Consider the following 24,969-nt stretch of genomic DNA (forward strand, 5'->3'; position numbering starts at 1 on the left):
CCCTGCTTAGTGGGATTCACCCTGCGGCGTGAATCGCAGCTCGATCAGCGCGATGGCTTTCTGGATCGCACGAAGCGTTACCGGATCAGCGGCAGCAGGATGGCTGGCGAAATCGATGTTTTTGAGCTGGGTAGACATCTTCTCGCGCACTTCAACCGGCGCAATCACGTCCAGAACATCAAGGATTTGTTTGATAACCAGCTGACAGGCGACAACGTCAGAGACCAGTTCCTGATCGGCGCTCAGGTTTTGTGACATGGGGCTTTCTCCTTATTTAAAGGCCGCCATATTAGCAAAACACGCCCCCTGACATCTCCCCTTCAACGCCTGCAGGTATAAAAAAACCTGCCGAAGCAGGTTTTTTATCAGAACATGGCGCCCGGCGGCACGTCTTTGAACGTGCGGCAGTAATTGGCCCACATGCTTTTGAGGATTTTGCGCAGTTTCACGATGAGGCTCCATTAACTTGTTATACAACTTTATTGTCAATGTACCTATAATATGACCACTGTCACAAAAATCAATATTTTTGTGACATGCATCACAATTTTATCCGCATGTGGCCTGACAGCGTTAATCCCGGACCCGTTGCAAAGAGTGAGGGCAGATTGTCCGGCTATTCCAGGCATTGCAGCGGGCATCTGCGGGTACGATAACGTATTTCCATCCACTCAGAGCGAACCATGAAAAGAGTCATTGTAGCCGGCACAATCCTGCTGCTCGCGGGGTGTAGTATTAACCGCCAGGCTGAAGTCAGTAGTCTCGATGCCCCAAACGGCATCGTCCGCCTCGACTACGGCCAGGCAGCGCTGCAAAATGCATATTCCGATGAGTATGTGAATAACGGCACGGCGGCAAAAGCGTGTCAGAGCATGGGGTATGCCACCGCCTCAGCCTATGGTCAGCCCATTAAAACCTGTACCCTGACAAGCGGTTCTCTGTGCCTGAACGAGAGCGTGACTATCCAGTACAAATGTATGGGTTACGCCGTTAATCCTAAGTCAAATAATCCGTGGTATTAATCGAAGCTGCCAGCGTGTGCTGGCAGTTTATTTCATTACGAACAAAAATAATTCTCATTAATACATTATAAAAATCGCCAATGCGTTTTATTCCCATTCGTATTTTGAATAAATAAAATAATAATTTTACGTTTTGCAAATAATTAAATAACAAATTATAGTGTCGCTCATTGTGGACCAGAAATAATAATCCGGAGCGTCACCATGCTGAAAACTGAAATGATCGACAAGCTCAACGCACAAATGAATCTTGAGCTTTTTTCATCCCTGCTCTACCAGCAGATGAGCGCCTGGTGCAGCTACCACAGCTTCGAAGGTGCGGCCGCGTTTCTGCGTCGTCACGCTCAGGAAGAGATGACCCACATGCAGCGTCTGTTTGATTATCTGACAGATACGGGCAGCCTGCCGCGCATTGACACCGTGGCCTCACCGTTTGCTGAGTATAATTCTCTCGATGAACTGTTCCGCGCCACCTACGAGCACGAGCAGCTGATCACCCAGAAAATTAACGAATTGGTTCATGCTGCGATGACCAGCCAGGATTATCCAACCTTTAATTTCCTGCAGTGGTACGTCGCTGAACAACACGAAGAAGAGAAGCTGTTTAAATCCGTGCTGGATAAATTATCGCTGGTGGGGAAATCCGGTGAAGGTCTTTACTTTATTGATAAAGAACTTTCCACTCTCGATACTCAGAATTAATTTCAGCGCGGTGCCGGTTTCCGGCACCGCGTTAATTTACCTTCCCTCCCCCGCATCGAAATACCCATTTTATTCCCTGTACGCCCTGTTTACCTTACGCCTGAGCGTCGCCCCACGTCATAGAATTGCCGGCAGCGCAATTCGTAAACTTTTAATTACAGTACTTGTAACGGTGATTTGACGAGTTACGGCTTTTCCCTTACTCTGCGCCGCAGATTTGTCGCGGTTAAGAAGCGTTGTAGAGGAAAGCGTGAAAAACAGAACCCTGGGAAGTATTTTTATCGTCGCCGGAACGACAATTGGCGCAGGAATGCTGGCCATGCCCCTGGCGGCCGCGGGCGTGGGATTTGGCATGACCCTGCTGCTGCTGGGTACGCTCTGGGCGCTGATGTGCTACACCGCCCTGCTGCTGCTTGAGGTTTACCAGCACGTCCCCGCCGACACCGGCCTGGGTTCGCTTGCGGTGCGCTATCTGGGACGCTACGGCCAGTGGATAACCGGCTTTAGCATGATGTTCCTGATGTACGCCCTGACCGCCGCCTATATCAGCGGCGCCGGGGAACTCATCGCCTCCAGCGTCAACGACTGGTTTGGCTCTGACATTACCCCGGCGACGGGGGCTATCTTCTTTGCGCTCATCGGCGGCGGCGTGGTCTGCGTGGGGACATCGCTGGTCGATCTGTTTAACCGCTTTCTGTTCAGCGCCAAAATTCTCTTCCTGATTATCATGCTGGTGCTGCTGGCCCCGCACGTGCACAAGGTCAACCTGCTGACGCTGCCGCTGGAAAAAGGGCTGGCGCTTTCCGCGATCCCGGTCATTTTCACCTCGTTTGGCTTCCACGGTAGCGTGCCGAGCATCGTCAGCTATATGAACGGCGATATCCGCAAGCTGCGCCGCGTCTTTGTTATCGGCAGCGCGATCCCGCTGATCGCCTATATTTTCTGGCAGCTGGTGACGCTGGGCAGCATTGACTCTTCGACCTTTATTGGGCTGATGGCGCAACACGCTGGCCTGAACGGTTTTCTGCTGGCGCTGCGCGAGGTTGTTACCTCCCCGCACGTGGAGCTGGCGGTACACCTGTTTGCCGACCTGGCGCTGGCAACCTCGTTCCTGGGAGTGGCGCTCGGCCTGTTTGATTACCTGGCCGACCTGTTCCAGCGTCGCAATACCGCGGCTGGACGGTTGCAGACGGGGGCCATCACCTTCCTGCCGCCGCTCGCTTTTGCGCTGTTTTACCCACGCGGATTTGTGATGGCGCTGGGCTATGCGGGGGTGGCGCTCTCTATCCTGGCCCTGCTGCTCCCTTCCCTGCTGGCATGGAAGAGCCGCCAGCAGCATCCGCAGCAGGGTTACCGCGTGGCGGGGGGAAAACCGCTGCTGTGCGTGGTGTTTTGCTGTGGGGTGGTGATTATTCTGGTGCAGGTGTTGATTGCAGCCGGGATGCTGCCGGAAGTGGGATAACAAAGGTTTAAGGGGAAACTATCCGCTTTAATAGGGAGAGATTCCCCTTTAATCAATTCCTTATATTACTATTATCATCATCCGGAATGCTGTCGTTAAAATTAATGCTTCATTCATCATCACATCCCCATGTGCTCATAAGCTTTGTCACCATAATACAAGGTAAACAATGTCCCCATCCCAAGGAATAAACCTATTAACAGAACCGCCATTATCGTTATAAACCAGCCGGACAGAGTTTTACCGGCTTCACCAACGCTGGCAATGATTAACATCAGCCCAAAAAACAACATCAGACCGCCAATCCCGCCAGCTTGCCACGGCAACGTATATCTTTTTTCTTCGGGGTAATCGGGTTGGCAGGTCAACCGGGAGGATAGCGCGGCCATGGCAAAATGGTTCTGTGCGGACGCGGCCACAAGCTGATCGCCCTGCCCATAGATAACCGCATCAGCGGCCAGCGCCAGCATCAGCCACTGATAACCGGCAGAGCGCTCACCGAGCGAAGCCTCAAGCTCCAGCCTGTCCGGCACCACTTTGTTCTCGTCCAGCACTTCCAGCAGCGGATACTTCTCTGTGCGGGATAACCCGGTATACCAGAGCAGTTTAGGTTTACTGACCGTTTCCGTCCTCAGATAAACCGGTACCTTGCTTTCAACGTCATTGACACCTGTCATCGGCTGGTAAAGATAAACAGGTTTTTCTCCTTCAGTTTTGACGTAGTCGTTCGTGAAGAGAAGTGCCGTAACATTTTCCATCTGTTTAGATGCTTCTTCGTCAGAATGCAGATCGACGCAGATAAGCAGCCGTTGAACGACGTAGCTTTTCGACAGATTTATCCATTCCGTGACTTGCGTATAGTCCGGGCATTCAGGTAAAAAAGTGATTTTCTTCGTCGCGATCGCAGAACGTTCAAGCACGCGCAGGAGTTCATCGCTAAAGGATTCATCCCCGCCTCGAACCCACACCAGCGCTTCAATCTGCTGGTACCGAGAAAGTTTCCCTGCCATGGGCTCCAGAACGCGGGATACTGCCTGCCCGGCCCTCGTGAAATCGAACGATTCTTCCAGCTCGATTTTCAACGGCATTTTAGCGGCCAGCGGAAACTCTCCCTCAAGTTTCAGCATTCTCAGTGCCAGTTCCTTTGTTGCCTTTGGTGGAGTGAGTACGGACCAGCCAGCAAGGGTAATATTCCCCCGGGCAAAGCTGACAACCTTGTATTCCTGCCGGGCGGCAATCAGCAGCCTCGTTTCCATGTAGTGCCTCATGCCGTGATACACGACAGACCACATCTGAACGAACCCCGTCAGAAAAACAACTGGAATAACAACGGACTGGGCAAGAAAATCGAGATCAACATGTTTATTACCCGGCCAGGTGACTGCCCGAACAGCAATACCGATAATCACGACGATCACATATAGGATAAAAACTGCCAGATAGGGGTAGTCTTCTTTAAATTCGTCCTGTTCAGGATACAACCACCAGTTCATCACACAGCCCCCGCAACAGGTAGCGTGGTCCGGATAGCACAACCACACGCCGCTTTACAGCCGTCCACGACCACGCCGCGGCCGTTCATCGTCCAGGTTGGGTGACAATCGTTAATAGGGAACGTCCCTTTATGCTCCGTACACGTCACTTCATCGCCTTTCAGAGCCACGGGCAGGCCCATAAATTGCGCGCCTGACGCCTTAATCACTTTCCCGCCGCTTACCAGCGGGTCATTGAGTCGAATTACGCCGTTCATCACTTCATTCCTTTTAGTGAGCTTTCATTGATGCCATACTTGCAATACCAACAAGAGGCAAACTAATTAATTGCAATGGCGATGTAACAATATCCACAGCAAGAGTAACAGGGTATAAGAGCGCACCAGCGACAGCTGGGGATGTAGACGTACTTTTCTTGTAAAATGCAATTTTGACTGGCTGATAGAACATTAATACTTTGCTATTATCTTGTTGGGTATTTTTCTTATGAATACTACCAGAAAGGAAACGTACTGTTAGCTCACAATTGTTATTGCTATGGCAAATAAAACCATGCTGTTTCAATGAATTACGGACGCCATCAATTAACGGGGCATTTTTATACAGAATATAGATACTTCCAGAAAACGCATTACCCTTTTGTGAAATCACAAACTGTTCTTCGCCGCGCGCTGTAAGGCTTTTTTTATCAATTGAGTCATCATTTAGAAGACTTACAATTGAATCGCCCCCACTAGATAGTAAATAATCAAAATTTTTACCAATAAAAACCCAACCTTCCTTTTTATTACTGTCAATACCTTTGGAGAAGCCAATAATTTCATCATTGCTATATGATATTGATACGTCCTTTCCATCACCAATTTTCTGGGAAAGCGAGTAGGTCAAACATCCAGATAAACTGGTGCAAGCCACCAGTAAAAACAAAATGTTACATGCTAACACGTTAATGTCATATATTTTAATAAATTTCATATCCTACGTCCTTTTAAGTTAATAACTTTTCCGCCCAGCATCTATATCGCAGCGCATATGGTCCCAGCCGGTGTAGCCTTTTACTTCCGGGACTTTATCGGGGAGGCCCTGATAGTTCGTTTTAAACTGCGCCGTATTCTCTTTCAGACCTTGCTTGGTGATGTAGTCCAGCCCCCAAGCTGGGCCAGGAAATCGAGGTTCCAGCTTGCCGTTTACTTTGCTCCCCATACCATCATCCACGGTATACTCAATCCCTGGACCACCGGGCAGAATACGCGGGTCATCAAACGGTTTTGACGACATATACAGCCGGTGTTTCGTCTGTAAAAAACCCTGATCGTTGACGACTGTGAAAGAAAGAACGTCTTCATAAGGAGGACCATCATCACCATTTGGCTCATTGTGACCGGGTGCAATACCTACAGAATGCCAGGTTTGTCCGTAGTCTTTGGACACCATAAACCCACCAGCGCCCCAGCCTGTTATTGCAATATATCGTTCTGACGGATGGATAAATTTGCGGGTAAATAATCGGTAATACTGGCTGACTGGTTCGGTATGAATACCTCTCTTCGTATCCGTGTACCAGAGTTCACCTTCGCAGTCCCAGCCTTTCAGCTCCAGATAGCGATGATCGTCAAACCGATAAACCACCTGCGTCGGCGGCTCTTTCGCCTGGCAACCCGCTGCTATAAATACAGCTGCAGCTGTCAGACCTGAGCATAATCCTTTCATGCTTTATCGCCCCGCATCCATATCGCACCGCATATGGTCCCAGCCGGTATAACCCTTTATTTCCGGTACCCTGTCAGGAAGATCCTGATAGTTGGCTTCATGACTCATTATTTTTCCAACAAGTCCTTCTCGCGTGAAGTAAATCAATCCCCAAGCCCATCCTGGTGCTTCCGAAGTAATACTGTCTTTTTCCCCATTAGCAAGGCTATAAAAAATACCCGCCCCTCCAGGCAAAATACGCGGGTCATCAAACGGCTTTGATGACATATACAGCCGGTGTTTCGTTTGCAAAAAACCCTGATCGTTGACGACGGTAAAAGAAAGAACATCTTCCTGCTGTGGGGCATTCATTCCATTAAGATCATTTTCACCAGGGGAAAACAGTGCATCATGCCAAGTCTGACCGTAATCTTTCGAAACAAGAAAACCACTTACATCCCAGGTCGGAAGCGCAATGTAACGTTCTGATGGATGCACATATTTTTTGGTAAATATCCGGTAAAACTGGCTGACTGGCTCCGTGTGGATACCCCGCTGTGTATCCGTGTACCAGAGTTCACCCTCGCAGTCCCATCCCTTCAGCTCCAGATAACGATGGTCATCGAACCGGTACACCACCTGCGTCGGCGGCTCTTTCGCCTGGCAACCAACTGCCATAAATACAGCTGCAGCTGTCAGACCTATGCATAATCCTTTCATGCTTTATCGCCCCGCATCCATATCGCACCACATATGGTCCCAGCCGGTATAGCCTTTTACTTCCGGTACTTTATCGGGGAGGTCCTGATAATTGGCCTCACGGCGCATAACCTTTCCTTGTAAACCTTCCTGCGTAAAATAAACCATCCCCCAAGACCACCCTGGGGCATCTGGCGTAATTTCATCCATTTCACCGCTGTCTAAACGATATTTAATCCCCGACCCACCAGGCAAAATGCGCGGGTCATCAAACGGCTTTGACGACATATACAGCCGGTGTTTGGTCTGCAAAAAACCCTGATCGTTGACTACGGTGAAAGAGAGAACATCTTCATAAGGCGCACTATCATCACCATTGGGTTCATTTTCTCCTGGGACAAACTGTGCAAGTTTCCATGTCCGACCATAGTCCTTCGATACCCTGAAACCATCTGTCCCCCAAATAGGTACAGACATATATTTTTCTGAAGGATGAATAAATTTACGCGTGAAGATCCGATAAAACTGAAAATAAACCTGAGAATGTATAGCCCTCTGCGTATCGGTGTACCAGAGTTCACCTTCGCAGTCCCAGCCCTTCAGCTCCAGATAGCGATGGTCACTGAATCGGTAAACCACCTGCGTCGGCGGCTCCTGGGCTTGACAAGCCGCTGCCAGAAAAATAGCTGTGACCGCCAAGCCTGTACATAATCCTTTCATATCTAATCCTTAAGCCAGCTGGCTGTCACTTTTAGGTTTTGGCATTTCCCATTGCAATAATTTTACTTCCTGGAAATCTTCCGGCCTGGCGGTTCCCGTCTCAATATCCATCAGGTTACGTGATCGCGGCCGGATACCGGCATAATCATTTTTCACACCGAAGTCACCCGCAGGCAGCACCTCATCGGGTTTATTCATAAAATCTTTTGTAGAGGCCGTTGGCAATCGACCCGATTTGTAATATTCCCTCGCATATTGATTACCGCTTTGAGGATCACGCCAGTCTGCACGGTGTAACAACCCTTCCCAGAATTTACCGGCTTTGTAGTCAAACGACTTACACTGACCAATTGCAAGGTCGAACGCCATCGCGTGCGATGGTGCAAACTCGCTCATGACAATTGACGAATGCTGGCTGTAGCTTACCGGGTCAACTTTTTTCCATTCTTTTTCAAGTTCTTCACGGGTTTTCAGCCAGGTAATGGACAACACAGGGTAATCTTTTGAACCAGTTACTTCCCCGTGAATAACGGTATGCCCCCGGTCAAGGCTTTCCCCCTTCAGCTCATCTGGTGTTAAAACATGCCCAGGCTTCCAGCTAATACGCTGATAACTGTTAAGCATATACATCGCAGAATCCGTGCGCTTAATGGCACTGGCTTTAGCTGAATAGGATATGTAGGCGTCTGGGCTATCCGGGTCGATATAATACGTATACGGCTTGTCACTCGTTTCAGGGTCATTATCAGGATGGTTATCCTGACCCTGTAGTTTGAAAATAAAGGGCTCTGGCAATTCTTCACCGTTTATCACTACGTCATGGGCTCGGTAGCTGGCATTCGGGAGAAACGAATATTTTGCATCCCCATCTTTTCGTTGTGGCAACGCAAAGGGTTTAGTGTCAGGTGCTTTTCCTACTTCGCCATGCTGATAAAAAACTCGCTGGAACAGGTTAGGAATAACACTGGCTATTTTTTGGGGGATACCACCCCAGCCGAACCCCTGCACATTCTCAAGTGACACAACACCATCGTTCGGGCAGAAGTAGTTGTACACTTTGCCGTTGTTGTTCCGACAATATCGATCATCACCCCGCAGCGGGTTATCTGAAGGTTTACGCAACGTACAGGAGGCTTCCAGGGTCAGTAATTCATCCTCGTCTAATTTTCCTCCCCCTTTCCACTGGGTATACATCAGGCTACAGAAATTTTTGAATGTCTTCTGTCTGGCGGCATCCGTCTGTTGGTATCCGGGCTGAATATTTTCAGCCACGCGGGACTCCAGTGAATAAGGGGAATGATTCAGAATGACGCAGTTCACCGGATTCTGTCCTGCCTGTTTTACCAGCATATTTGCCAGCATGGTGATGATGGTCCCCTGGCTGTGCGCCACGATGTTAATAACATCATGTTTAGTTGCCTCTTCGGTTCGGATTTGTAAAATCAAATCAGCGAGGCGCTGGGCAGCAAAAAACTGATAGATTCGGTGGGGGTTTTCATAGATAGGGTGAGTGTAATCCCCGTCATTCATATGCAGTGATGCAAATCCCGCAGCCGCCAGAGCCACACCACCCGCCCCCGGCCCAAGCATGTCGGGAATATTGGTTGTGGCGTTCGCGAAGGTACCGCCCCCTTTGGCAAAGTTCGCTTCCAGCGCATTACCAAAGTTATCGTTCTGGTACTTAAACGCACCTTTTCCGTCATTACCCAGATCGGCTTTTTTATCAGTATTATCTTCCTGATAGGCATCGTACGGCAGGTGAGCCTGGTCCTTCAGCTTACCCACTTCATCCCGGTACTGCTTCTGATCTGCTTTATAGTCGTCATGCGTAACAGGCTTATACCCCCAGTAAAACGGGATAACCGGTGAACGCCCGGGACGGGTGATTCTGTAGTCCCCCCATTCATGGGTGTAAAAGTCTGTGCGGCCAAGACGTTTACTCAGGCCCGCGATAATGCCCTTCTCCTGGTTCTGGTACGCTTCGCCTACATCATTCACGCCGTGGACCAGAATAACGATCCCCGGCATCGGGCGCGGTACGCCCACACGGCAGGTCTGAGCAACTTCCCCCAAATCCCTGTGTACAGGAATATCCCCTTCTGATATTACCCGTGGCGCATACGGGCTTTTCCTCGCTTCCGTCATTACAGTAACTCCATTTTGTAGGTATCCAGGTCATCGGCATCGAGTAACGATGAATGACCGTTGCTGTCCGTGACACCCTCAACCACGTTTCCGGCCGAGCTGGTCAGCCTGAATTTTTTGTTTGCGAGAATTTGTTCCGGGTCATCTCCGGCGTGCAGCTGGTAGCGGAATTTGAATGCGCCCTTATTGAACGGCGGGACCGTGACCTGCGCGCTTTCCGGACCGTCATACTTCAGGTTGGGTCCTTTAAGTTCGATTCCCGTTGGCGAAAAGATGGTGACCAGCCCGTTCGGACTGACTCGGATCCCGCCGCCGCCACAGACCAGCTGTATGCCCTGTTTGGCACTGCCGTTCAGCTGCCCGGCGGTGCTCGCCATCGTGAAATCTTTCTGCGAGAGCATGTGCATGGCACCACGCTGGGCCTGCGTCGTGATATCCCCGGCACCGGCAATCATCTGGATGCCGAGCTTGCGGACGAACAGCGAGAGTTTTTCCCCCACGGTCAGCGAGAATTTTTTCACCACGTTCACGCTGGCATCCTGACCTGCTGTTGCGATCAGGTCTTTCCCGGCGGACAGCTGCAGGCTCTGCGGGGTGACGTGTGCGGCACCTTTTTCGGCATACGCCAGAATGCCCGGCCCTGTCAGCTGGTTCAGCACCCGGGCCAGCTGGTTTTGCTGATCGGTATCCACATTCCCGGCACCGGCCGTTAAGGCGCTTTGTTGCAGCGTCATCGCCAGCGACAATGCTTTTTCCAGCTGCGCGATGGCGGCCGTCATATCCAGCTGTTGGCCCTGCGCGCGGGGCTGGGCCTCTGTGGTAATGAGTACCCCTTTGGCGGCACGCAGCGCCATCCAGTCATCGGTGCGGGCTTCCACGCCCTGCCCGCGTTTTTTCCCCGTGGCATCGACCAGGTGGCCGACGCTGACCTGTCCCTTGCCGTGCTCCGTGGAAATCTTGATATGTTCCTCACCCCGGCGATCCTCAAGGCGGATTTTGTTCGAGGCGGCCGTGCGGATCACGTTGCGGGTATCGTTGCGGTTTGTGACCAAATCCGGATGGCTGCCGTCATGCATGACGTGCGCGATATACGGCCTGTCCGGGTCGCCGCCTTCAAAGGCGACTACCACCTCCGTCCCGTCCAGCAGCGGGAAGTGAAACCCAAACACATCCCCGCCGTACGGTCTGCCCAGACGCATCAGCGCACTTTCAAAGCCGTCACGTTTTTCATCAAGGTCAAAATCAAACTTCACGCGGTAGCGACCCTGCGCATCGACTCCGGCATACGTGGGATCGCGATTAATGGCCGCTACGCGGCCGGGCACGGTTCCGGCTATCACCGGACGCGGCAGATAGTCCGGACGGTAGCTGTAGCCGTGCAGATAGGGAATGCCCTTCAGGACGGCGCGATAGTGCTCCGCGCGGCTGCCGGAGAACGTCATCGTGGTGACAACGAATCCAGGCTTAAACCCGGCAGGAATATCGCCTGTCAGGTTAAACATCACGCCCGGCAGCAGTTCCGGATCGCTGGTCGTCACCCCCAGCACGCTCTGATTGTTCAGCAGACGCTCATAGCGCAGGCGCGCGTAAAACGTAGCCGTTTCCGCCTCCTGTCCATAAAAGTCGCCTTCACTCAGAAAATGATCGGCGTAGTGGTACTGTTTGCCGCGGGTTATCCCGTCAGGAATGTCGTTGTCGGTAAGAGTTTTATCCGCCTGCGGGGAAAACGGATCGCGATAGTTGTAGGTGCGGACCAGCACGTTTTCGGGAATGAGCTGGTAGCGCTCTTCAAGCTCGGTAACGTACTCTTCATGACTGGTCATGCCCGAATTAGGAACGTATGGCAGCTTTTTATCGCTGAATACGTAGCGACGGCCCCCGTCGCCAAAAATCACCACCGTTTCGGCCGGTACCTTGTCGTGATTTTCAAAGCGAAACCAGATCCCGACTTCGGCCAGCAGGCGGCGGATAAACTGGAGATCGGTTTCTTTCCACTGGATAACCATTTCCCGCAGCGGATAGCTGAAGCCCAGCTGGTCGAAATCGATGTTGTAACCCTGAAAATACCCGCTGTCCTTCATTAACTTCGTGACAAGCTCAGGCACGGTCATGTCCATGTACACGGCCGAACGGTAATTTCGGCCCATCAAGGCCAGTTCATGCTCCAGCACACATTCATACAGCGTTTCATCGGCGGACGACTTCAGACGGGAAAATGACGTGATTACGCCATTTATCTGCCGCACCGGCAGCCAGGGATCCTGATGATGCCAGCCTGCTCTCGGATTCGGGGCACGCAGAATAAACTCGGCCATCTGGTTAAGGACGTCTTTAACCGCGATGTTCGGTGTTGAGCTGGTAAAGCGAATAGTATAACGGTAAGGTTTACTGAGTTCTTCTTCCCCGCTAAACGAGAGAACATCAGATAAAACGGTTTTATTTCTGGGAAAATAAAGTAAATAACGATTCAGTGTATCCTGATATTGAACCGTGTCTGATTGTCCTGCCATCGTCAATTATCCTTTTGAACAACCGATAAGATTAATCAAAATATACGCCCGGAGGCCGAACATTAAAACCTTATTTCACAGGAAGGGATAAAGGATTTAATTTATTCAACGCATAAATAAGCGCAAAATAAACATTCATGAATTAAATGAAAAGATAAACACCAGAAAGATATATGACAATACAAGAATACAACTAAGCACTTCGGGGTGTATAGATCAAAGATATTCGATGAGCAACAATAGACATTCAGCTTATTCTCGGTCTGCTACGCCTTGCCATATAAGGGGCCTCGACGGCCCCTTATATCGTTCACAGGTTAAGAACGTATTACCTTCTACTGGTCTTAAGGTGAACGAACCAAAGCCACAAAAATGTTTCAGTGCAAACAGCAGCTCTTAAACTTCTTCCCGCTGCCGCAAGGACACGGATCGTTACGCCCGACCTTCGTGCCGTTCACAATCGGCTTCTTCGCTTCCGGCTGCTGCGGGTTGTTTACCCAGTAATTATACAGGCGCAGCGCCGCAGGCTGGATGCTCTCGATGCTGGCGATATATTCCTCTTCGGACAGTTCATCCAGCTTGTCGCTGTTCTCTTCCGTCCCGTGCAGCGCAATCACATCAAGATCGGCCTTCAGGGCTTCCGGCAAGGCTGACCAGTCCGTCAGAGCCACACCGCGCATGTAGCCATAGCACCACTCTTCCACCACGGTATAACTCTCACCGTCCACATCGTTATAGCCAAACATCGGTTCGAACTGATCCGGGTATTCGCTCAGACGCTCGGCAATATCGTTCATGTGCTTAAAGCAGAGATCGATAAAACGGTTCATCTCACGATCGTTTTTCCAGCGCGGAATGTACTTCTCGCCCCCCCACACCGCCACCAGCCAGGCATCTGGCTCAACGACAACAGGACCGGAAAGCACTGCGGTAAGCATGCCGTCCAGTTCGGACACGTCAATCACGGACGCGTCATCATGACCGTAAGACATTAACGTCTCTTCAAGCCACGCCATTTCGCTTTCATTCAATGGGCCTTCAGTCATCGCTGATACTCCTGCAAAAAAGGAAACGATCCTAACACATATCTCACCCCTCTCCGGGCTGAAGTTTAGGTCTTTATTGCTGCAAAAACGTGCAAACCGTGACCTTTGCACAACTTATGGGCTTTATTGTTAACGATATGTGATCTCCGCTGTAATTTCTTCTCCTCCCCTAAGGCGGCATAACGCGGCGCTCTATACTCAAACATGTCACATGCCCGTCAATGGGTTAACCATTCTGGCAACGTTTTTGCTTAACGTTCTTCGCGCGTCTCTGCGCAGGGAAATCTCGCCGTAATATGCAGGATGCCGTCTGTATCTTGTTCGTTTAGTGCATTTTGTTCTTGCTCGTGTTTCGGATTGGCTGCGCCGTCGGGCGTTCGGGTTTACGCCGTGGTGCAAAAACCTCTTTGCTAAGGAACATAATAATGTCGCTGAAATTTATCAGAACTCCTCTTTCTCTTGTGTTGGCCGGTTGCCTGGTGACGGCGTTTTCCGCCCGGGCAGATATTGTGATTGGCGTGGCCGGGCCGTTCACGGGTCCGAATGCCACCTATGGCGATCAGTACTGGCACGGCGCAACGCAGGCCGCTGAAGACATTAATGCCGCAGGCGGCATTAATGGCGAGAAGATCAAACTGGTTCAGGGGGATGATGCCTGCGAGCCCAAGCAGGCCGTGGCCGTCGCTAACCGTTTAGTTGACCAGGATAAAGTCAACGCCGTGGTCGGCCATTTCTGCTCCTCTTCCACCATGCCCGCCTCCGAGGTGTATAGCGACGCAGGTATTATTGCGATTACCCCCGGCTCCACTAACCCGCTGATTACCGAACGCGGTATGAGCGACATGTTCCGCATGTGCGGCCGCGACGACCAGCAGGGCCAGGTTGCCAGCGACTTCATCATCGACAAGCTGAAAGCCAAGCGCGTGGTGATTATTCACGACAAAGACACCTATGGTCAGGGTCTGGCTGACGCCACCAAAGCGGCGCTGGCGAAACGCGGGGTTCAGGATGTGATGTACGAAGGGTTATCCCGCGGTGAAAAAGACTTTAACGCGCTGGTCACCAAGATCGGCGCGCAAAAACCGGACGTCGTATTCTTCGGTGGCTGTCACCCGGAAGCCGGTCCGCTGGTTCGCCAGATGCGTGAACAGGGCGTGCAGGCCAAATTCTTCTCCGGTGACTGTATCGTCAACGAGGAGATGGTGACCGCGGCGGGCGGCCCACAGTACACCAACGGCATTTACATGACCTTTGGTAAAGACCCGCGCCTGATCCCGGACGGCAAAGCGGTTATCGAGAAATTCCGCGCCGGTAAATTCGAGCCGGAAGGTTACACCCTTTACTCCTATGCCTCCGTACAGGCCATTGCCGCGGCCTTCAAGGCCACCGGCGGCAAGGACTCTTCCAAAGCCAGCGAGTGGCTAAAGGCCAATTCCGTCGACACGGTGATGGGCAAAAAAGCCTGGGACAGCAAAGGAGACCTGAAGGTCTCTGACTACGTGGTTTACCAGTGGGACGACAAAGGAAAATATAAGGAAGTGCAGTAACGGGACGGAGTCACGCTCAACGTCGGCGGGCCTGCCCGTCGGCGCGTAATAAACATCAGGCTGCGCGGCTCGCGCGGCCTATAAAACGAGCGCGCTAAGATGAGTACATTCTTCCTGCAACAGTTAATCAATGGCTTAACGCTGGGTTCCGTCTACGGCCTGATCGCCATCGGCTATACCATGGTGTACGGCATTATCGGCATGATTAATTTCGCCCACGGCGAAGTGTATATGATTTCCGCCTATCTCTGCGCCATTGGCCTGGCGCTGCTCTCGTTCTTCGGACTGCAGTCCTTCCCGCTGCTGATCCTCGGGACGCTGGTGTTCACGATTGTGGTCACCGGGGTGTACGGCTGGACCATCGAGCGTATCGCCTATAAGCCGCTGCGTAACTCCACGCGCCTGGCGCCGCTGATCTCCGCCATCGGGATGTCGCTTATCCTGCAAAACTACGCGCAGCTGAGCCAGGGCCCGCGCCAGCAAGGGGTGCCGACCATGCTGGACGGCGTGATTCGCCTGCATCTGGGCGACGGGTTCGTGCAGATAACCTACACCAAAGTGTTTATTCTGGTGGCCTCGTTTGCCGGCATGCTGGTGCTCACCTGGATAATCAATCGTACCCGGCTGGGGCGAATGTGCCGCGCGGTCCAGCAGGATCGTAAGATGGCCTCCATTCTGGGGATTAACACCGACCGGATTATTTCGCTTGTCTTTGTTATCGGCGCGGCGATGGCGGGCCTGGCGGGGGTGCTGATCACCATGAACTACGGCACTTTTGATTTCTACGTCGGGTTCGTGATCGGTATAAAAGCCTTTACGGCGGCGGTACTCGGCGGCATCGGCTCCCTCCCTGGCGCCATGCTCGGTGGCCTTATCCTGGGCGTGGCGGAAGCCCAGTTCTCGGGCATGGTGAACTCGGACTATAAAGACGTCTTCTCGTTCGGCCTGCTGGTCATGATCCTTATTTTCCGTCCCCAGGGACTGCTCGGGCGCCCGGTTGTGGCCAAGGTGTGAAGGAGAGAATGATGACATCACACGGCTTTTCACTTAAACGCTGCATGCTGGACGCGATTTTTTCCGGGCTGATTGCGCTGATTATCTTCGGTCCCATTGCGGGCGTGGTGCTGGACGGGTACAGCTTTACCTTCGCCGGGCAGCGCCTGGCCTGGATGGTTGGCACCGTAATGCTCGGACGTTTTCTGTTGAGCGCCTTTTTAGGTACCGCCGCGGGCGCCCGTTTCCAGGCACGCTTCGAAGCCGATAGCGCAGGCGTATATGTCCGGCCACCGGAATACAAAAGCCGCATGCGCTGGATTATTCCTCTGGTGATTGCTCTTGCGATTTGCTTTCCGTTTGTTGCCACTAAATATGTGCTGACCGTCGCCATTCTCGGGCTGATCTACGTGCTTCTCGGTCTGGGGCTGAACATCGTCGTGGGTCTGGCCGGTCTGCTGGATCTGGGATATGTCGCGTTCTACGCGATTGGGGCGTACGGTCTGGCGCTGGGGTACCAGTATCTCGGCTTAGGCTTCTGGAGCATGCTGCCGCTGGCGGCGATCATGGCCGCCGCCGCAGGCGCCCTGCTCGGTTTCCCGGTACTGCGCATGCACGGTGACTATCTGGCCATCGTCACCCTCGGGTTCGGGGAGATTATTCGCCTGATACTGAACAACTGGCTGACCTTCACCGGCGGACCCAACGGCGTGTCGGCCCCTCCCCCCACTTTTTTCGGCCTGGAATTTGGACGACGCGCGAAAGAAGGCGGCGTGCCCTTCCACGAATTTTTCCACCTGACCTACAACCCGAACATGAAGTTTATTTTTATCTACGCGGTGCTGTTCCTGGTGGTGATGCTGGTGCTCTACATTAAGCACCGCCTGACGCGAATGCCGATTGGTCGGGCGTGGGAAGCGCTGCGTGAAGACGAAATTGCCTGCCGCTCAATGGGGCTGAATCATGTTCTGGTTAAGCTTTCCGCCTTTACGCTGGGCGCGTCGACCGCGGGCATTGCCGGGGTGTTCTTCGCCACCTATCAGGGGTTCGTGAATCCTACCTCGTTTACCTTCTTTGAATCGGCACTGATCCTCGCCATTGTGGTGCTGGGCGGTATGGGCTCTACGCTTGGCGTGGTGCTGGCCGCCTTTGTGCTCACGGTAACGCCGGAACTGCTGCGCAGTTTTGCCGAGTACCGCGTCCTGCTGTTTGGCATGCTGATGGTGGTGATGATGATCTGGCGTCCACGCGGTTTGATCCGCATCAACCGCAGCGGGTTTGCCGTGCGTAAGGGCGTCGCACCATGAACGGAACGATACTACGCGTTGAACATCTGATGATGCACTTCGGCGGGATTAAAGCGCTAAACGACGTCAACCTGGACGTGCAGCGTGGCTCCATTACCGCCCTGATTGGGCCAAACGGGGCGGGAAAAACCACCGTGTTTAACTGCCTGACGGGCTTCTACAGAGCCTCCGGCGGCAACATTTTGTTTAATACCCGCCATAAAACGACCAACGTCATTCAGGTCCTCGGGCAAAAATTCCAGCCCGGCGACTGGATTAACCCCGCGCAGCTCGGGCAGCGTCTTTTCTACAAAATGTTCGGCGGAACCCATCTGGTCAACCGTGCCGGGCTGGCGCGCACGTTTCAAAATATCCGTCTTTTTCGCGAGATGTCGGTCGTGGAAAACCTGCTGGTGGCGCAGCATATGCGCGTTAACCGCAATCTGCTTGCCGGGATCCTGAATACGCCGTCCTACCGGCGGGCAGAAAGCGACGCCCTGGACAGAGCCTTCTACTGGCTGGAAGTGGTAGATCTGGTGGAGTACGCCAATCGCCTGGCGGGAGAGATGTCCTACGGCCAGCAGCGGCGACTGGAAATCGCGCGGGCAATGTGTACCGGGCCGGAAATGATCTGTCTGGATGAACCCGCAGCCGGACTGAACCCGGTTGAAACGCATAAGCTGAGCAGCATTATTCGCTTTCTGCGGGATCATCATGACATCACGGTATTGCTGATTGAGCATGATATGGGGATGGTGATGGAGATTTCGGACGACATTATCGTGCTCGACCACGGCGATGTGATTGCCAGAGGAAAACCTGAACAGATCCAGCATGATGAAAAGGTCATTGCCGCCTATCTGGGCACGGACGAAAGCGAGGTCTCCCTATGAGCGAACCGCTGCTGGCATTTCGCGAGGTGGATGTGTTTTACGGCGTCATTCAGGCACTGAAGCAGGTCTCCCTCGAGGTGAATAAGGGGGAAACCGTGGCGCTGATTGGCGCAAACGGCGCGGGAAAATCGACATTGCTGATGTCCATCTTTGGCCAGCCGCGTATTCGCAGCGGGCAGATCCTTTTCGGCGGTGAAGATATCAGCCATAAATCCACCCACTACGTCGCGTCCGGCGGCATTGCGCAGGCGCCGGAAGGCAGACGAATTTTTCCGGATATGACCGTTGAAGAGAATCTGCTGATGGGGACCATCCCCATCGGCAGCCAGTTTGCGGCTGAAGATATGCAAACCATGTTTGACCTTTTCCCTCGCCTGAAAGAGCGGCGCAAGCAGCGCGCGATGACCATGTCCGGTGGCGAACAGCAGATGCTGGCGATCGCCCGGGCGCTGATGAGCCGTCCGAAGCTGCTGCTGCTGGATGAACCGAGCCTCGGTCTGGCGCCGATTGTGGTGAAACAGATCTTCCAGACGCTGCGCGAGCTGGCCCGTAACGGCATGACTATCTTTCTGGTGGAACAGAATGCGCATCACGCGCTGAAGCTCTCTGACCGCGGGTATGTGATGGTAAACGGACAGATCAGGTTGACCGGCAGCGGCGAGGAGCTGCTGGGGAATCAGGAGGTGAGGAAGGCGTATTTGGGCGGGGTGTGATTTGATACCTGCCGAATGCGCTTATACAGTGATGGACCATTTCGGCACATACGGAATAGAAGAACTGGAGGATACCTTAGTCGATATCGCCTCTTTATTTAAATTGCTTCCGGCAATTCTTACAGGTTTGCTAGTAAGGAAAGTAGTAAAACGAATCTAATTTATGAGCCTTCAGGGGTAGCGTCGAAGGATTCTTTTGACCCGGAAACGCAAAACCCCTAATCGTAGGATATCCAACTTTCGGGGTTCACTTCATTTCGGTAGTCACACGATAACGTCGTTAAATAAAACTGTCGTCGTCATTGCTGTAGTCGTCATCTACATCGTCGTTCTGCCAGGCGTCGTTATTATTGCCGAGCGGATCGTTCTGGTTGAGGAAACGGGTGTCAGAGACGTTATTGAAGTCGCCGTATTGATTACCGACAAACGGTTCACCACCGACGGGTATTATCGGTTCTTCGATGATGTTCACTATCTCTTCCGGCCGCGACTGATGGAACATGCTGGTAAGCATCTCGGCCAGCGCGATGCCACCGGCCACGCCAGCGGCTGTCTGGAGCGCGCCAGCCATAAAACCGCCGCCGCGAGTAGCCGGCGCTGGCGCCCGAGAGTAATCCTGCGCCGGCGGCTGTTGCGGCTGGGCATTCCAGCTGTTTTCAGGCTGCGGGTTACTTTTCCCGCCACCAAACAGGCCGCCGAGGAAACTGCCGCCCGTCGAGGGTTTGCTTTTTTGCGCGGCTAATTCGCTTTCCAGCTCCTGAACCCTGGACTGCAGGCGTTTCAACGCCGCTTCCTGAATCAAAATCGATTGCGCCATATAGTAGGGGGCCGCAGGCTGCTGTCTGACGAATTCAGCGATCTGACGCTCCGCATCTGCATCCCGTTGGCTGTTTTGTTGTCCGGCCTGTTTAAGACGCTCGAAAAGGCCGTTGATAAGCTGCTGTTCTTCATATTGCATGACAATAACCTTCCGCTCTCCGGGGTGGATATCAACCAGTTTATCAGCGGCGACAACCTGTGTCTGACGAGTGAAATGTTTGTTTAAGATTGGTTGCAGGTTATCTGAAAATCGCCCTGCTTTCCGGGCTTGATATTAGAGAATTCCGGCTTCCTGGTTTCTGTAGCGCAGGGAATGCTCTCTTTTCCGGTTAGCATGTATTACCTCGGTTATGACTTTATAGACACAGCTCATCGCCACGCTAATTTTGATGATCGTGTGAGGATGGCGAACATGCTCAAACGAGGAATATCGGTTAATCAGGAAGCTCAAAAAATAGTTAACGCCGTTATCAGAGAGTTCATGTCAAAAGTGAACATTGATAATATTCAGGGCATTGCACAAAATTTTACTGGCGTAATGGCTGGTAAATTCATATTCGCTGAGTTAACCGGAGTAAAACTAGGCGCTGCCGTATCGTCACGCATTATGACCTCGTTCGCCGCTGGCGTGGTCATCGGAAGCGCTCTCACGATTGGTGCAGAAACATCGAGAGCTATCTATACGGCTAGAAAGCTTGAAAACCAGAACCCTGTACTCTACTACCGACTTAAGAGTATGGGTGATTTAGATCTTCTGTATTTTCTTGTTGAAGAAAAATTGAAACCTTTTCTTGACGCATGCAGCGTAGCAGATGTAAACAAGCATGAATTTAACGAAGTATGTAAATACTTTTTTGGTGGGTTATGAACACTCAGGACATTATCAAACTAATAGCATCCAGAATTCTGCGCGGGTTGGGGATGGGAATTGCTTCTGCGGGCCTATTGTCCTGTATTTATTTCTTTTCATTTGCAAAAGACGAATCCCGTTTTATCTGGGGTGCAGCGTCTGGTGCTCTCATTGTCCTTGGTTACTTTATATACCGAATCGCGATACTCAAGGTTTTTGACGAACGTTGAAGACCTCAATTGCTCATACTCCAGCAAAAAGCCCACCGATTGGTGGGCTTGATGTTAAAGACTTAGGCTTAACGTCTTCCTGTCATAATAGAATGACGGAAAGGCATCAAATAGGATGAAATCAACCGCAACTTTTCGCGTGGTCCACATTTAAGTGGTGGTCGCTGGGCAGTAGTGCCCTCTTGTTGTGGCGAAGTTGAATGGCGAAAGATAGGCACAAAAAAACCACCTTTCGGTGGTTTCACGACACTGCTTATTGCTTTGATTATTCTTTGTTTCCCATGGTAGCCGGAGTGGGACTTGAACCCACACAGCGCGAACGCCGAGGGATTTTAAATCCCTTGTGTCTACCGATTCCACCATCCGGCCAGGGAAGAAAGTGGAGGCGCGTTCCGGAGTCGAACCGGACTAGACGGATTTGCAATCCGCTACATAACCGCTTTGCTAACGCGCCGTAAAACTTTTCAAACTGACACCCGCTACTGCGCATGTCTTTAATCTGGAGCGGGAAACGAGACTCGAACTCGCGACCCCGACCTTGGCAAGGTCGTGCTCTACCAACTGAGCTATTCCCGCATGTCATCAAGTAAATGTCTAACCACTTGATTTCATTATCGTCCGGCTGACTGTGCCGCCGTTCGATGCGTTGCATTCTACTGATATGACGTTATGAGTCAACGTTATTTTTTGCATCCCCGGATCGTTTGCTGAAAATTACGGCGAAACGATCACTGATCAAGCAAATCCCCTCGGGCAGCGTTCAAATATTGCAGCATTGACCACAGCGTCAGCACTGCCGCTACCCACAGCAGGCCAATTCCCGCCCACTCAACCCAGGCGTTCGGACGCCAGAGCATCCAGACCAGCGCCGCCATCTGCGCCGTCGTTTTCACTTTACCAATCCACGAGACCGCCACGCTGCTGCGTTTTCCCAGCTCCGCCATCCACTCGCGAAGCGCAGAGATAATAATCTCACGGCCAATCATGGTTGCCGCAGGCAGCGTCACCCACCAGGTATGATAGTGCTCGGCCACCAGCACCATGGCAATCGCGACCATCACTTTATCCGCCACCGGATCGAGGAAGGCGCCGAAACGGGTGCTTTGATTCCAGCGGCGCGCCAGATAGCCATCAAACCAGTCTGTTACCGCTGCGATAAGGAAGATCAATGCGCACGCAAAGGGTGCCCAGACAACCGGCAGGTAAAACGCCAGCACAAAGAACGGGATGAGTACAACACGAAAAAGAGTGAGCAACGTAGGGATATTATATTGCATAGTGACGGTAACTATTTGTTGTCAGTAAAATTTAGCTCTATGTTGCTACAGAGCCCTCAATGTTTCAACGAGTAGTAGATCTTTTCTGCCAGCCCTTGCGAAATACCCGGCACTTTTGCAATTTCCTCCATGCTGGCGTTGAGTAATCCTTGCAATCCGCCCATATATTTCAGCAGCATCTGGCGACGTTTTGGCCCCACGCCTTCAATCGTTTCCAGGCTACTGGTATTTTTCACCTTCGCCCGTTTTTTGCGGTGACCGCTGATGGCATGATCGTGTGATTCATCGCGAATATGCTGGATGACGTGAAGCGCCGGCGAATCCGGCGGCAGGCTGAAGCCCTCACCTTCCGGCTCGAAGAAGAGTGTCTCCAGCCCGGCCTTACGATCGGCCCCTTTTGCGACACCCAGCAGCAGCGGATGTTTTTTATCCCAGCTGACATCAAGCGATTCAAATACCGCTTTCGCCTGCCCGAGCTGTCCTTTCCCACCGTCAATCAGGATCACATCCGGGATTTTGCTCTCCTCAATGGCTTTACCATAGCGACGACGCAGAACCTGATTCATCGCCGCATAGTCATCGCCCGGCGTGATGCCGGTGATGTTATAGCGACGATACTCGGCGCGCAGCGGGCCGTTAGCATCGAACACCACGCAGGACGCCACCGTCTGTTCCCCCATCGTATGGCTGATGTCGAAACACTCCATCCGTTTCACTTCCGGCAGCTTCAGCAGCGTTGCCAGGGCCGTTAAACGCTGGTGCACCGTCGACTGCTGCGATAGTTTAGTGGTGAGCGCCGTCGCCGCGTTGGTGCGTGCCAGCTTCAGATAACGCGCACGATCGCCGCGCGGTTTGGTTTGTACATTGACCCGACGCCCCGCCAGCTCAGAGAGCGACTCGCCCAGCAGGGTTTTATCGTCAAGATTAAAATCGAGCAGGATCTCAGAAGGCAGCGTGCGCATCTGGCTCCCCTGCAGATAGAACTGGCCGACAAAGGTTTCCACCACTTCACCCAGTTCGGTACCGCCAGGCACTTTCGGAAAATAGCTGCGGCTGCCGAGCACTTTGCCCTGGCGAATAAACAGCACGTGCACGCAGGCCATCCCGGCGTCAAAGGCTACGCCGATAACGTCGAGATCGTCACCGGTATTCGAGACAAACTGTTTCTCAGTGACTCTGCGCACCGCCTGGATTTGGTCGCGGATCCGTGCGGCCTCTTCGAACTCGAGTGCGGCACTGGCTTTTTCCATCCGCGCGATAAGCTGCGTTAAGACCTGATCGTCTTTTCCTGCTAAGAACAGGCGCACATACTCCACCTGCTGAGCATACTCCTCTTCACTCACCAGCCCGGCTACACACGGCCCCAAGCAGCGACCAATTTGGTACTGCAGGCACGGGCGCGAGCGGTTACGGTAAACGCTGTTTTCACACTGGCGGATTGGGAAGATTTTTTGCAGCAGCGCCAGCGTTTCACGCACGGCATAGCCGTTAGGGAACGGCCCGAAATATTCACCCTTTGCATGTTTCGCACCGCGGTGCATGGCGAGGCGCGGATGGGTGTCGCTGCTCAGAAAAATAAACGGGTAGGATTTATCATCACGCAACAGGACGTTATAGCGCGGCTGGTAGAGCTTAATATAGTTGTGCTCTAACAGCAGCGCTTCTGTCTCCGTGTGCGTGACGGTGACATCAATATTCTGGATGAGTGAGACCAGCGCTTCGGTCTTACGGGAGGCCAGGTTGCTGCGAAAATAGCTGGAGAGACGTTTTTTAAGATCTTTTGCCTTCCCCACGTAGATAACCGTACCGCCAGCGTCATACATGCGATAGACGCCAGGCTGGCTGGTTACGGTTTTCAGAAATGTTATTGAATCGAACACATCACTCACTGACTTAACAACGTCTCCGCATTACACAAACCATGCCGGATGGCCAGATGCGTCAGTTCCACATCACCATGAATGTTCAGTTTACTGAACATACGGTAACGATAGCTGTTGACCGTTTTCGGGCTGAGATTCAGCTGTTCCGAGATCTCATTCACCTTCTGACCTTTAGTGATCATCAGCATAATCTGCAATTCACGCTCGGACAAACTGGCAAACGGTGATTCGGTTTTCTCGGGCTCGATCTGGCTCAGGGCCATCTGCTGTGCGATGTCGGAAGCAATGTAACGCTGTCCGGCATACACGGAACGGATCGCATTGACGACCTCCTGCGGCGCAGCACCTTTACTCAGGTAGCCCGCGGCGCCCGCCTGCATCACTTTCGCGGGCAGTGGGTTTTCGGTATGCACGGTCAGCATGATGACTTTTGTATCAACAAAAGTACGCGCGATTTTGCGTGTTGCTTCAAGACCACCGATACCGGGCATGTTCATATCCATCAGTACCACATCTGCCGAGTTTGTGCGGCACCATTTTACCGCATCTTCGCCACAGCACGCCTCACCGGCAACTTTAATACCTTTAATATCTTCAAGAATGCGTCGTATCCCTGCGCGCACCAGTTCGTGGTCATCAACAAGAAGGACGTTGATCAAAGGAAATGTCTCCAGAATAGGGATAACGCTACTGAGTGATAATTTGGTTTATATTAACGGTTTTCCTCACAAGATTAAAACGTTAAAAAACCGGCTATTCGATTTTGCTCTCGTTTTTGGAAATTAGGCTGTACAGTCCGTGGAAAGAGAGACCATGCAGTCAGGGCTTTTGCAGCTTTTTTTAAGCATCTGTATTCAAAAAGTTACAAAAAACTTGCAGGCTTTTCCTGCAAAAAAACAGATCTCAAATTTTTGTAACAATAATTAACGGCAAGCGAACCGGGCATAAACAATTAATAGCCTTTAACGGCGGTTAAGTTTACCGGTACGT

General features: G+C 52.2%; 24 protein-coding genes and 3 tRNA genes. 9 read left to right on the plus strand and 18 right to left on the minus strand.

Going from position 1 to position 24,969, the window contains the following annotated elements; translation table 11 throughout:
* Window positions 1–6 precede the first annotated feature (6 nt).
* Together FOY93_RS13865 and azuC are read right to left on the minus strand one after the other, a co-directional pair.
* The gene (locus FOY93_RS13865) at window positions 7–258 is read right to left on the minus strand and encodes a DUF2766 family protein (RefSeq protein WP_008500405.1); all 252 of its coding nucleotides are present in this window, start codon (window positions 256–258) and stop codon (window positions 7–9) included.
* A 107-nt stretch (window positions 259–365) separates the two neighbouring features.
* A complete protein-coding gene (gene azuC / locus FOY93_RS13870; RefSeq protein WP_014884364.1) occupies window positions 366–449 on the minus strand; it encodes a stress response protein AzuC in 84 nt (27 codons plus the stop codon).
* A gap of 234 nt (window positions 450–683) precedes the next feature.
* On the opposite strand from azuC, the gene yecR reads away from it, so the two are divergent.
* The 3 genes from yecR (at window position 684) to tyrP (ending at window position 3,186) form a co-directional block, all read left to right on the plus strand.
* The gene (gene yecR / locus FOY93_RS13875; protein ID WP_023336145.1) at window positions 684–1,022 is read left to right on the plus strand and encodes a YecR family lipoprotein; all 339 of its coding nucleotides are present in this window, start codon (window positions 684–686) and stop codon (window positions 1,020–1,022) included.
* 204 nt (window positions 1,023–1,226) lie between these two features.
* On the plus strand, window positions 1,227–1,724 hold the full coding sequence (ftnA, locus tag FOY93_RS13880) for a non-heme ferritin (protein ID WP_111964846.1): 498 nt from the start codon (window positions 1,227–1,229) through the stop codon (window positions 1,722–1,724).
* A gap of 250 nt (window positions 1,725–1,974) precedes the next feature.
* A complete protein-coding gene (gene tyrP, locus FOY93_RS13885) occupies window positions 1,975–3,186 on the plus strand; it encodes a tyrosine transporter TyrP (RefSeq protein WP_143345269.1) in 1,212 nt (403 codons plus the stop codon).
* Window positions 3,187–3,305: 119 nt separating this feature from the next.
* Here tyrP and FOY93_RS13890 read toward each other — a convergent pair whose 3' ends face one another.
* The 9 genes from FOY93_RS13890 to FOY93_RS13930 form a co-directional block, all read right to left on the minus strand.
* Window positions 3,306–4,682 (minus strand): hypothetical protein, encoded by a 1,377-nt coding sequence (locus tag FOY93_RS13890; RefSeq protein WP_143345270.1) that lies wholly within the window; start codon window positions 4,680–4,682, stop codon window positions 3,306–3,308.
* Complete coding sequence (locus FOY93_RS13895) at window positions 4,679–4,936, minus strand: PAAR domain-containing protein (RefSeq protein ID WP_045356826.1); 258 nt, start codon at window positions 4,934–4,936, stop codon at window positions 4,679–4,681. The genes FOY93_RS13890 and FOY93_RS13895 overlap by 4 nt, the downstream gene beginning before the upstream one ends.
* 13 nt (window positions 4,937–4,949) lie before the next feature.
* Window positions 4,950–5,654: a YidX family protein gene (locus FOY93_RS13900; RefSeq protein WP_133294706.1), complete on the minus strand. Its 705-nt coding sequence runs from the start codon at window positions 5,652–5,654 to the stop codon at window positions 4,950–4,952.
* An 18-nt stretch (window positions 5,655–5,672) separates the two neighbouring features.
* Window positions 5,673–6,389, minus strand: coding sequence for a T6SS immunity protein Tli3 family protein (locus tag FOY93_RS13905; protein WP_143345271.1), 717 nt, complete (start codon window positions 6,387–6,389; stop codon window positions 5,673–5,675).
* 3 nt (window positions 6,390–6,392) lie between these two features.
* A complete protein-coding gene (locus FOY93_RS13910; RefSeq protein ID WP_133294708.1) occupies window positions 6,393–7,088 on the minus strand; it encodes a T6SS immunity protein Tli3 family protein in 696 nt (231 codons plus the stop codon).
* 3 nt (window positions 7,089–7,091) lie between these two features.
* Window positions 7,092–7,787 carry a T6SS immunity protein Tli3 family protein gene (locus tag FOY93_RS13915; protein ID WP_133294709.1) on the minus strand — a complete coding sequence of 232 codons (696 nt, stop codon included), beginning with the start codon at window positions 7,785–7,787 and terminating at the stop codon, window positions 7,092–7,094.
* Between the two features lie 9 nt (window positions 7,788–7,796).
* Window positions 7,797–9,932, minus strand: a complete 2,136-nt coding sequence (locus FOY93_RS13920; RefSeq protein ID WP_133294710.1) for a T6SS effector phospholipase Tle3 domain-containing protein — start codon at window positions 9,930–9,932, stop codon at window positions 7,797–7,799.
* Window positions 9,932–12,442 carry a type VI secretion system Vgr family protein gene (locus FOY93_RS13925; protein WP_143345272.1) on the minus strand — a complete coding sequence of 837 codons (2,511 nt, stop codon included), beginning with the start codon at window positions 12,440–12,442 and terminating at the stop codon, window positions 9,932–9,934. Before FOY93_RS13925 ends, FOY93_RS13920 begins: the two co-directional genes overlap by 1 nt.
* A 377-nt stretch (window positions 12,443–12,819) precedes the next feature.
* Window positions 12,820–13,488, minus strand: a complete 669-nt coding sequence (locus FOY93_RS13930) for a YecA/YgfB family protein (RefSeq protein ID WP_133294712.1) — start codon at window positions 13,486–13,488, stop codon at window positions 12,820–12,822.
* Between the two features lie 425 nt (window positions 13,489–13,913).
* Between FOY93_RS13930 and FOY93_RS13935 the strand changes: the two genes are divergently transcribed.
* From FOY93_RS13935 to FOY93_RS13955, 5 genes are all read left to right on the plus strand, one after another.
* Window positions 13,914–15,035: a branched-chain amino acid ABC transporter substrate-binding protein gene (locus FOY93_RS13935; protein WP_133294713.1), complete on the plus strand. Its 1,122-nt coding sequence runs from the start codon at window positions 13,914–13,916 to the stop codon at window positions 15,033–15,035.
* 99 nt (window positions 15,036–15,134) lie between these two features.
* Complete coding sequence (locus tag FOY93_RS13940) at window positions 15,135–16,049, plus strand: ABC transporter permease subunit (protein ID WP_111964850.1); 915 nt, start codon at window positions 15,135–15,137, stop codon at window positions 16,047–16,049.
* 11 nt (window positions 16,050–16,060) lie between these two features.
* The gene (livM, locus tag FOY93_RS13945; RefSeq protein WP_133295441.1) at window positions 16,061–17,335 is read left to right on the plus strand and encodes a high-affinity branched-chain amino acid ABC transporter permease LivM; all 1,275 of its coding nucleotides are present in this window, start codon (window positions 16,061–16,063) and stop codon (window positions 17,333–17,335) included.
* On the plus strand, window positions 17,332–18,207 hold the full coding sequence (locus tag FOY93_RS13950; protein ID WP_133294714.1) for an ATP-binding cassette domain-containing protein: 876 nt from the start codon (window positions 17,332–17,334) through the stop codon (window positions 18,205–18,207). Before livM ends, FOY93_RS13950 begins: the two co-directional genes overlap by 4 nt.
* The gene (locus FOY93_RS13955; protein WP_111964853.1) at window positions 18,204–18,920 is read left to right on the plus strand and encodes an ABC transporter ATP-binding protein; all 717 of its coding nucleotides are present in this window, start codon (window positions 18,204–18,206) and stop codon (window positions 18,918–18,920) included. Before FOY93_RS13950 ends, FOY93_RS13955 begins: the two co-directional genes overlap by 4 nt.
* A 280-nt stretch (window positions 18,921–19,200) precedes the next feature.
* On the opposite strand, the gene FOY93_RS13960 is transcribed toward FOY93_RS13955, so the two are convergent.
* Window positions 19,201–19,878, minus strand: a complete 678-nt coding sequence (locus FOY93_RS13960; protein ID WP_136195799.1) for a DUF2076 domain-containing protein — start codon at window positions 19,876–19,878, stop codon at window positions 19,201–19,203.
* A 273-nt stretch (window positions 19,879–20,151) separates the two neighbouring features.
* Here FOY93_RS13960 and FOY93_RS13965 point away from each other — a divergent pair, with 273 nt between their 5' ends.
* The gene (locus FOY93_RS13965) at window positions 20,152–20,607 is read left to right on the plus strand and encodes a hypothetical protein (protein ID WP_232057351.1); all 456 of its coding nucleotides are present in this window, start codon (window positions 20,152–20,154) and stop codon (window positions 20,605–20,607) included.
* A 494-nt stretch (window positions 20,608–21,101) separates the two neighbouring features.
* On the opposite strand, the gene FOY93_RS13970 is transcribed toward FOY93_RS13965, so the two are convergent.
* From FOY93_RS13970 to uvrY, 6 genes are all read right to left on the minus strand, one after another.
* Window positions 21,102–21,188, minus strand: a tRNA-Leu gene (locus FOY93_RS13970).
* An 11-nt stretch (window positions 21,189–21,199) separates the two neighbouring features.
* Window positions 21,200–21,273: transfer RNA gene (locus FOY93_RS13975), tRNA-Cys, on the minus strand.
* A 46-nt stretch (window positions 21,274–21,319) separates the two neighbouring features.
* A tRNA-Gly gene (locus FOY93_RS13980) sits at window positions 21,320–21,395 on the minus strand.
* A gap of 152 nt (window positions 21,396–21,547) precedes the next feature.
* Window positions 21,548–22,096, minus strand: coding sequence for a CDP-diacylglycerol--glycerol-3-phosphate 3-phosphatidyltransferase (gene pgsA, locus FOY93_RS13985; RefSeq protein WP_008500348.1), 549 nt, complete (start codon window positions 22,094–22,096; stop codon window positions 21,548–21,550).
* Between the two features lie 56 nt (window positions 22,097–22,152).
* A complete protein-coding gene (gene uvrC, locus FOY93_RS13990) occupies window positions 22,153–23,985 on the minus strand; it encodes an excinuclease ABC subunit UvrC (protein ID WP_133294717.1) in 1,833 nt (610 codons plus the stop codon).
* Window positions 23,982–24,638 carry a UvrY/SirA/GacA family response regulator transcription factor gene (uvrY, locus tag FOY93_RS13995; protein WP_111964857.1) on the minus strand — a complete coding sequence of 219 codons (657 nt, stop codon included), beginning with the start codon at window positions 24,636–24,638 and terminating at the stop codon, window positions 23,982–23,984. Before uvrY ends, uvrC begins: the two co-directional genes overlap by 4 nt.
* Window positions 24,639–24,969: the final 331 nt, after the last annotated feature.

This window comes from Enterobacter sp. 18A13, assembly GCF_007035975.1.
Taxonomy (GTDB): Bacteria; Pseudomonadota; Gammaproteobacteria; order Enterobacterales; family Enterobacteriaceae; genus Enterobacter; species Enterobacter vonholyi.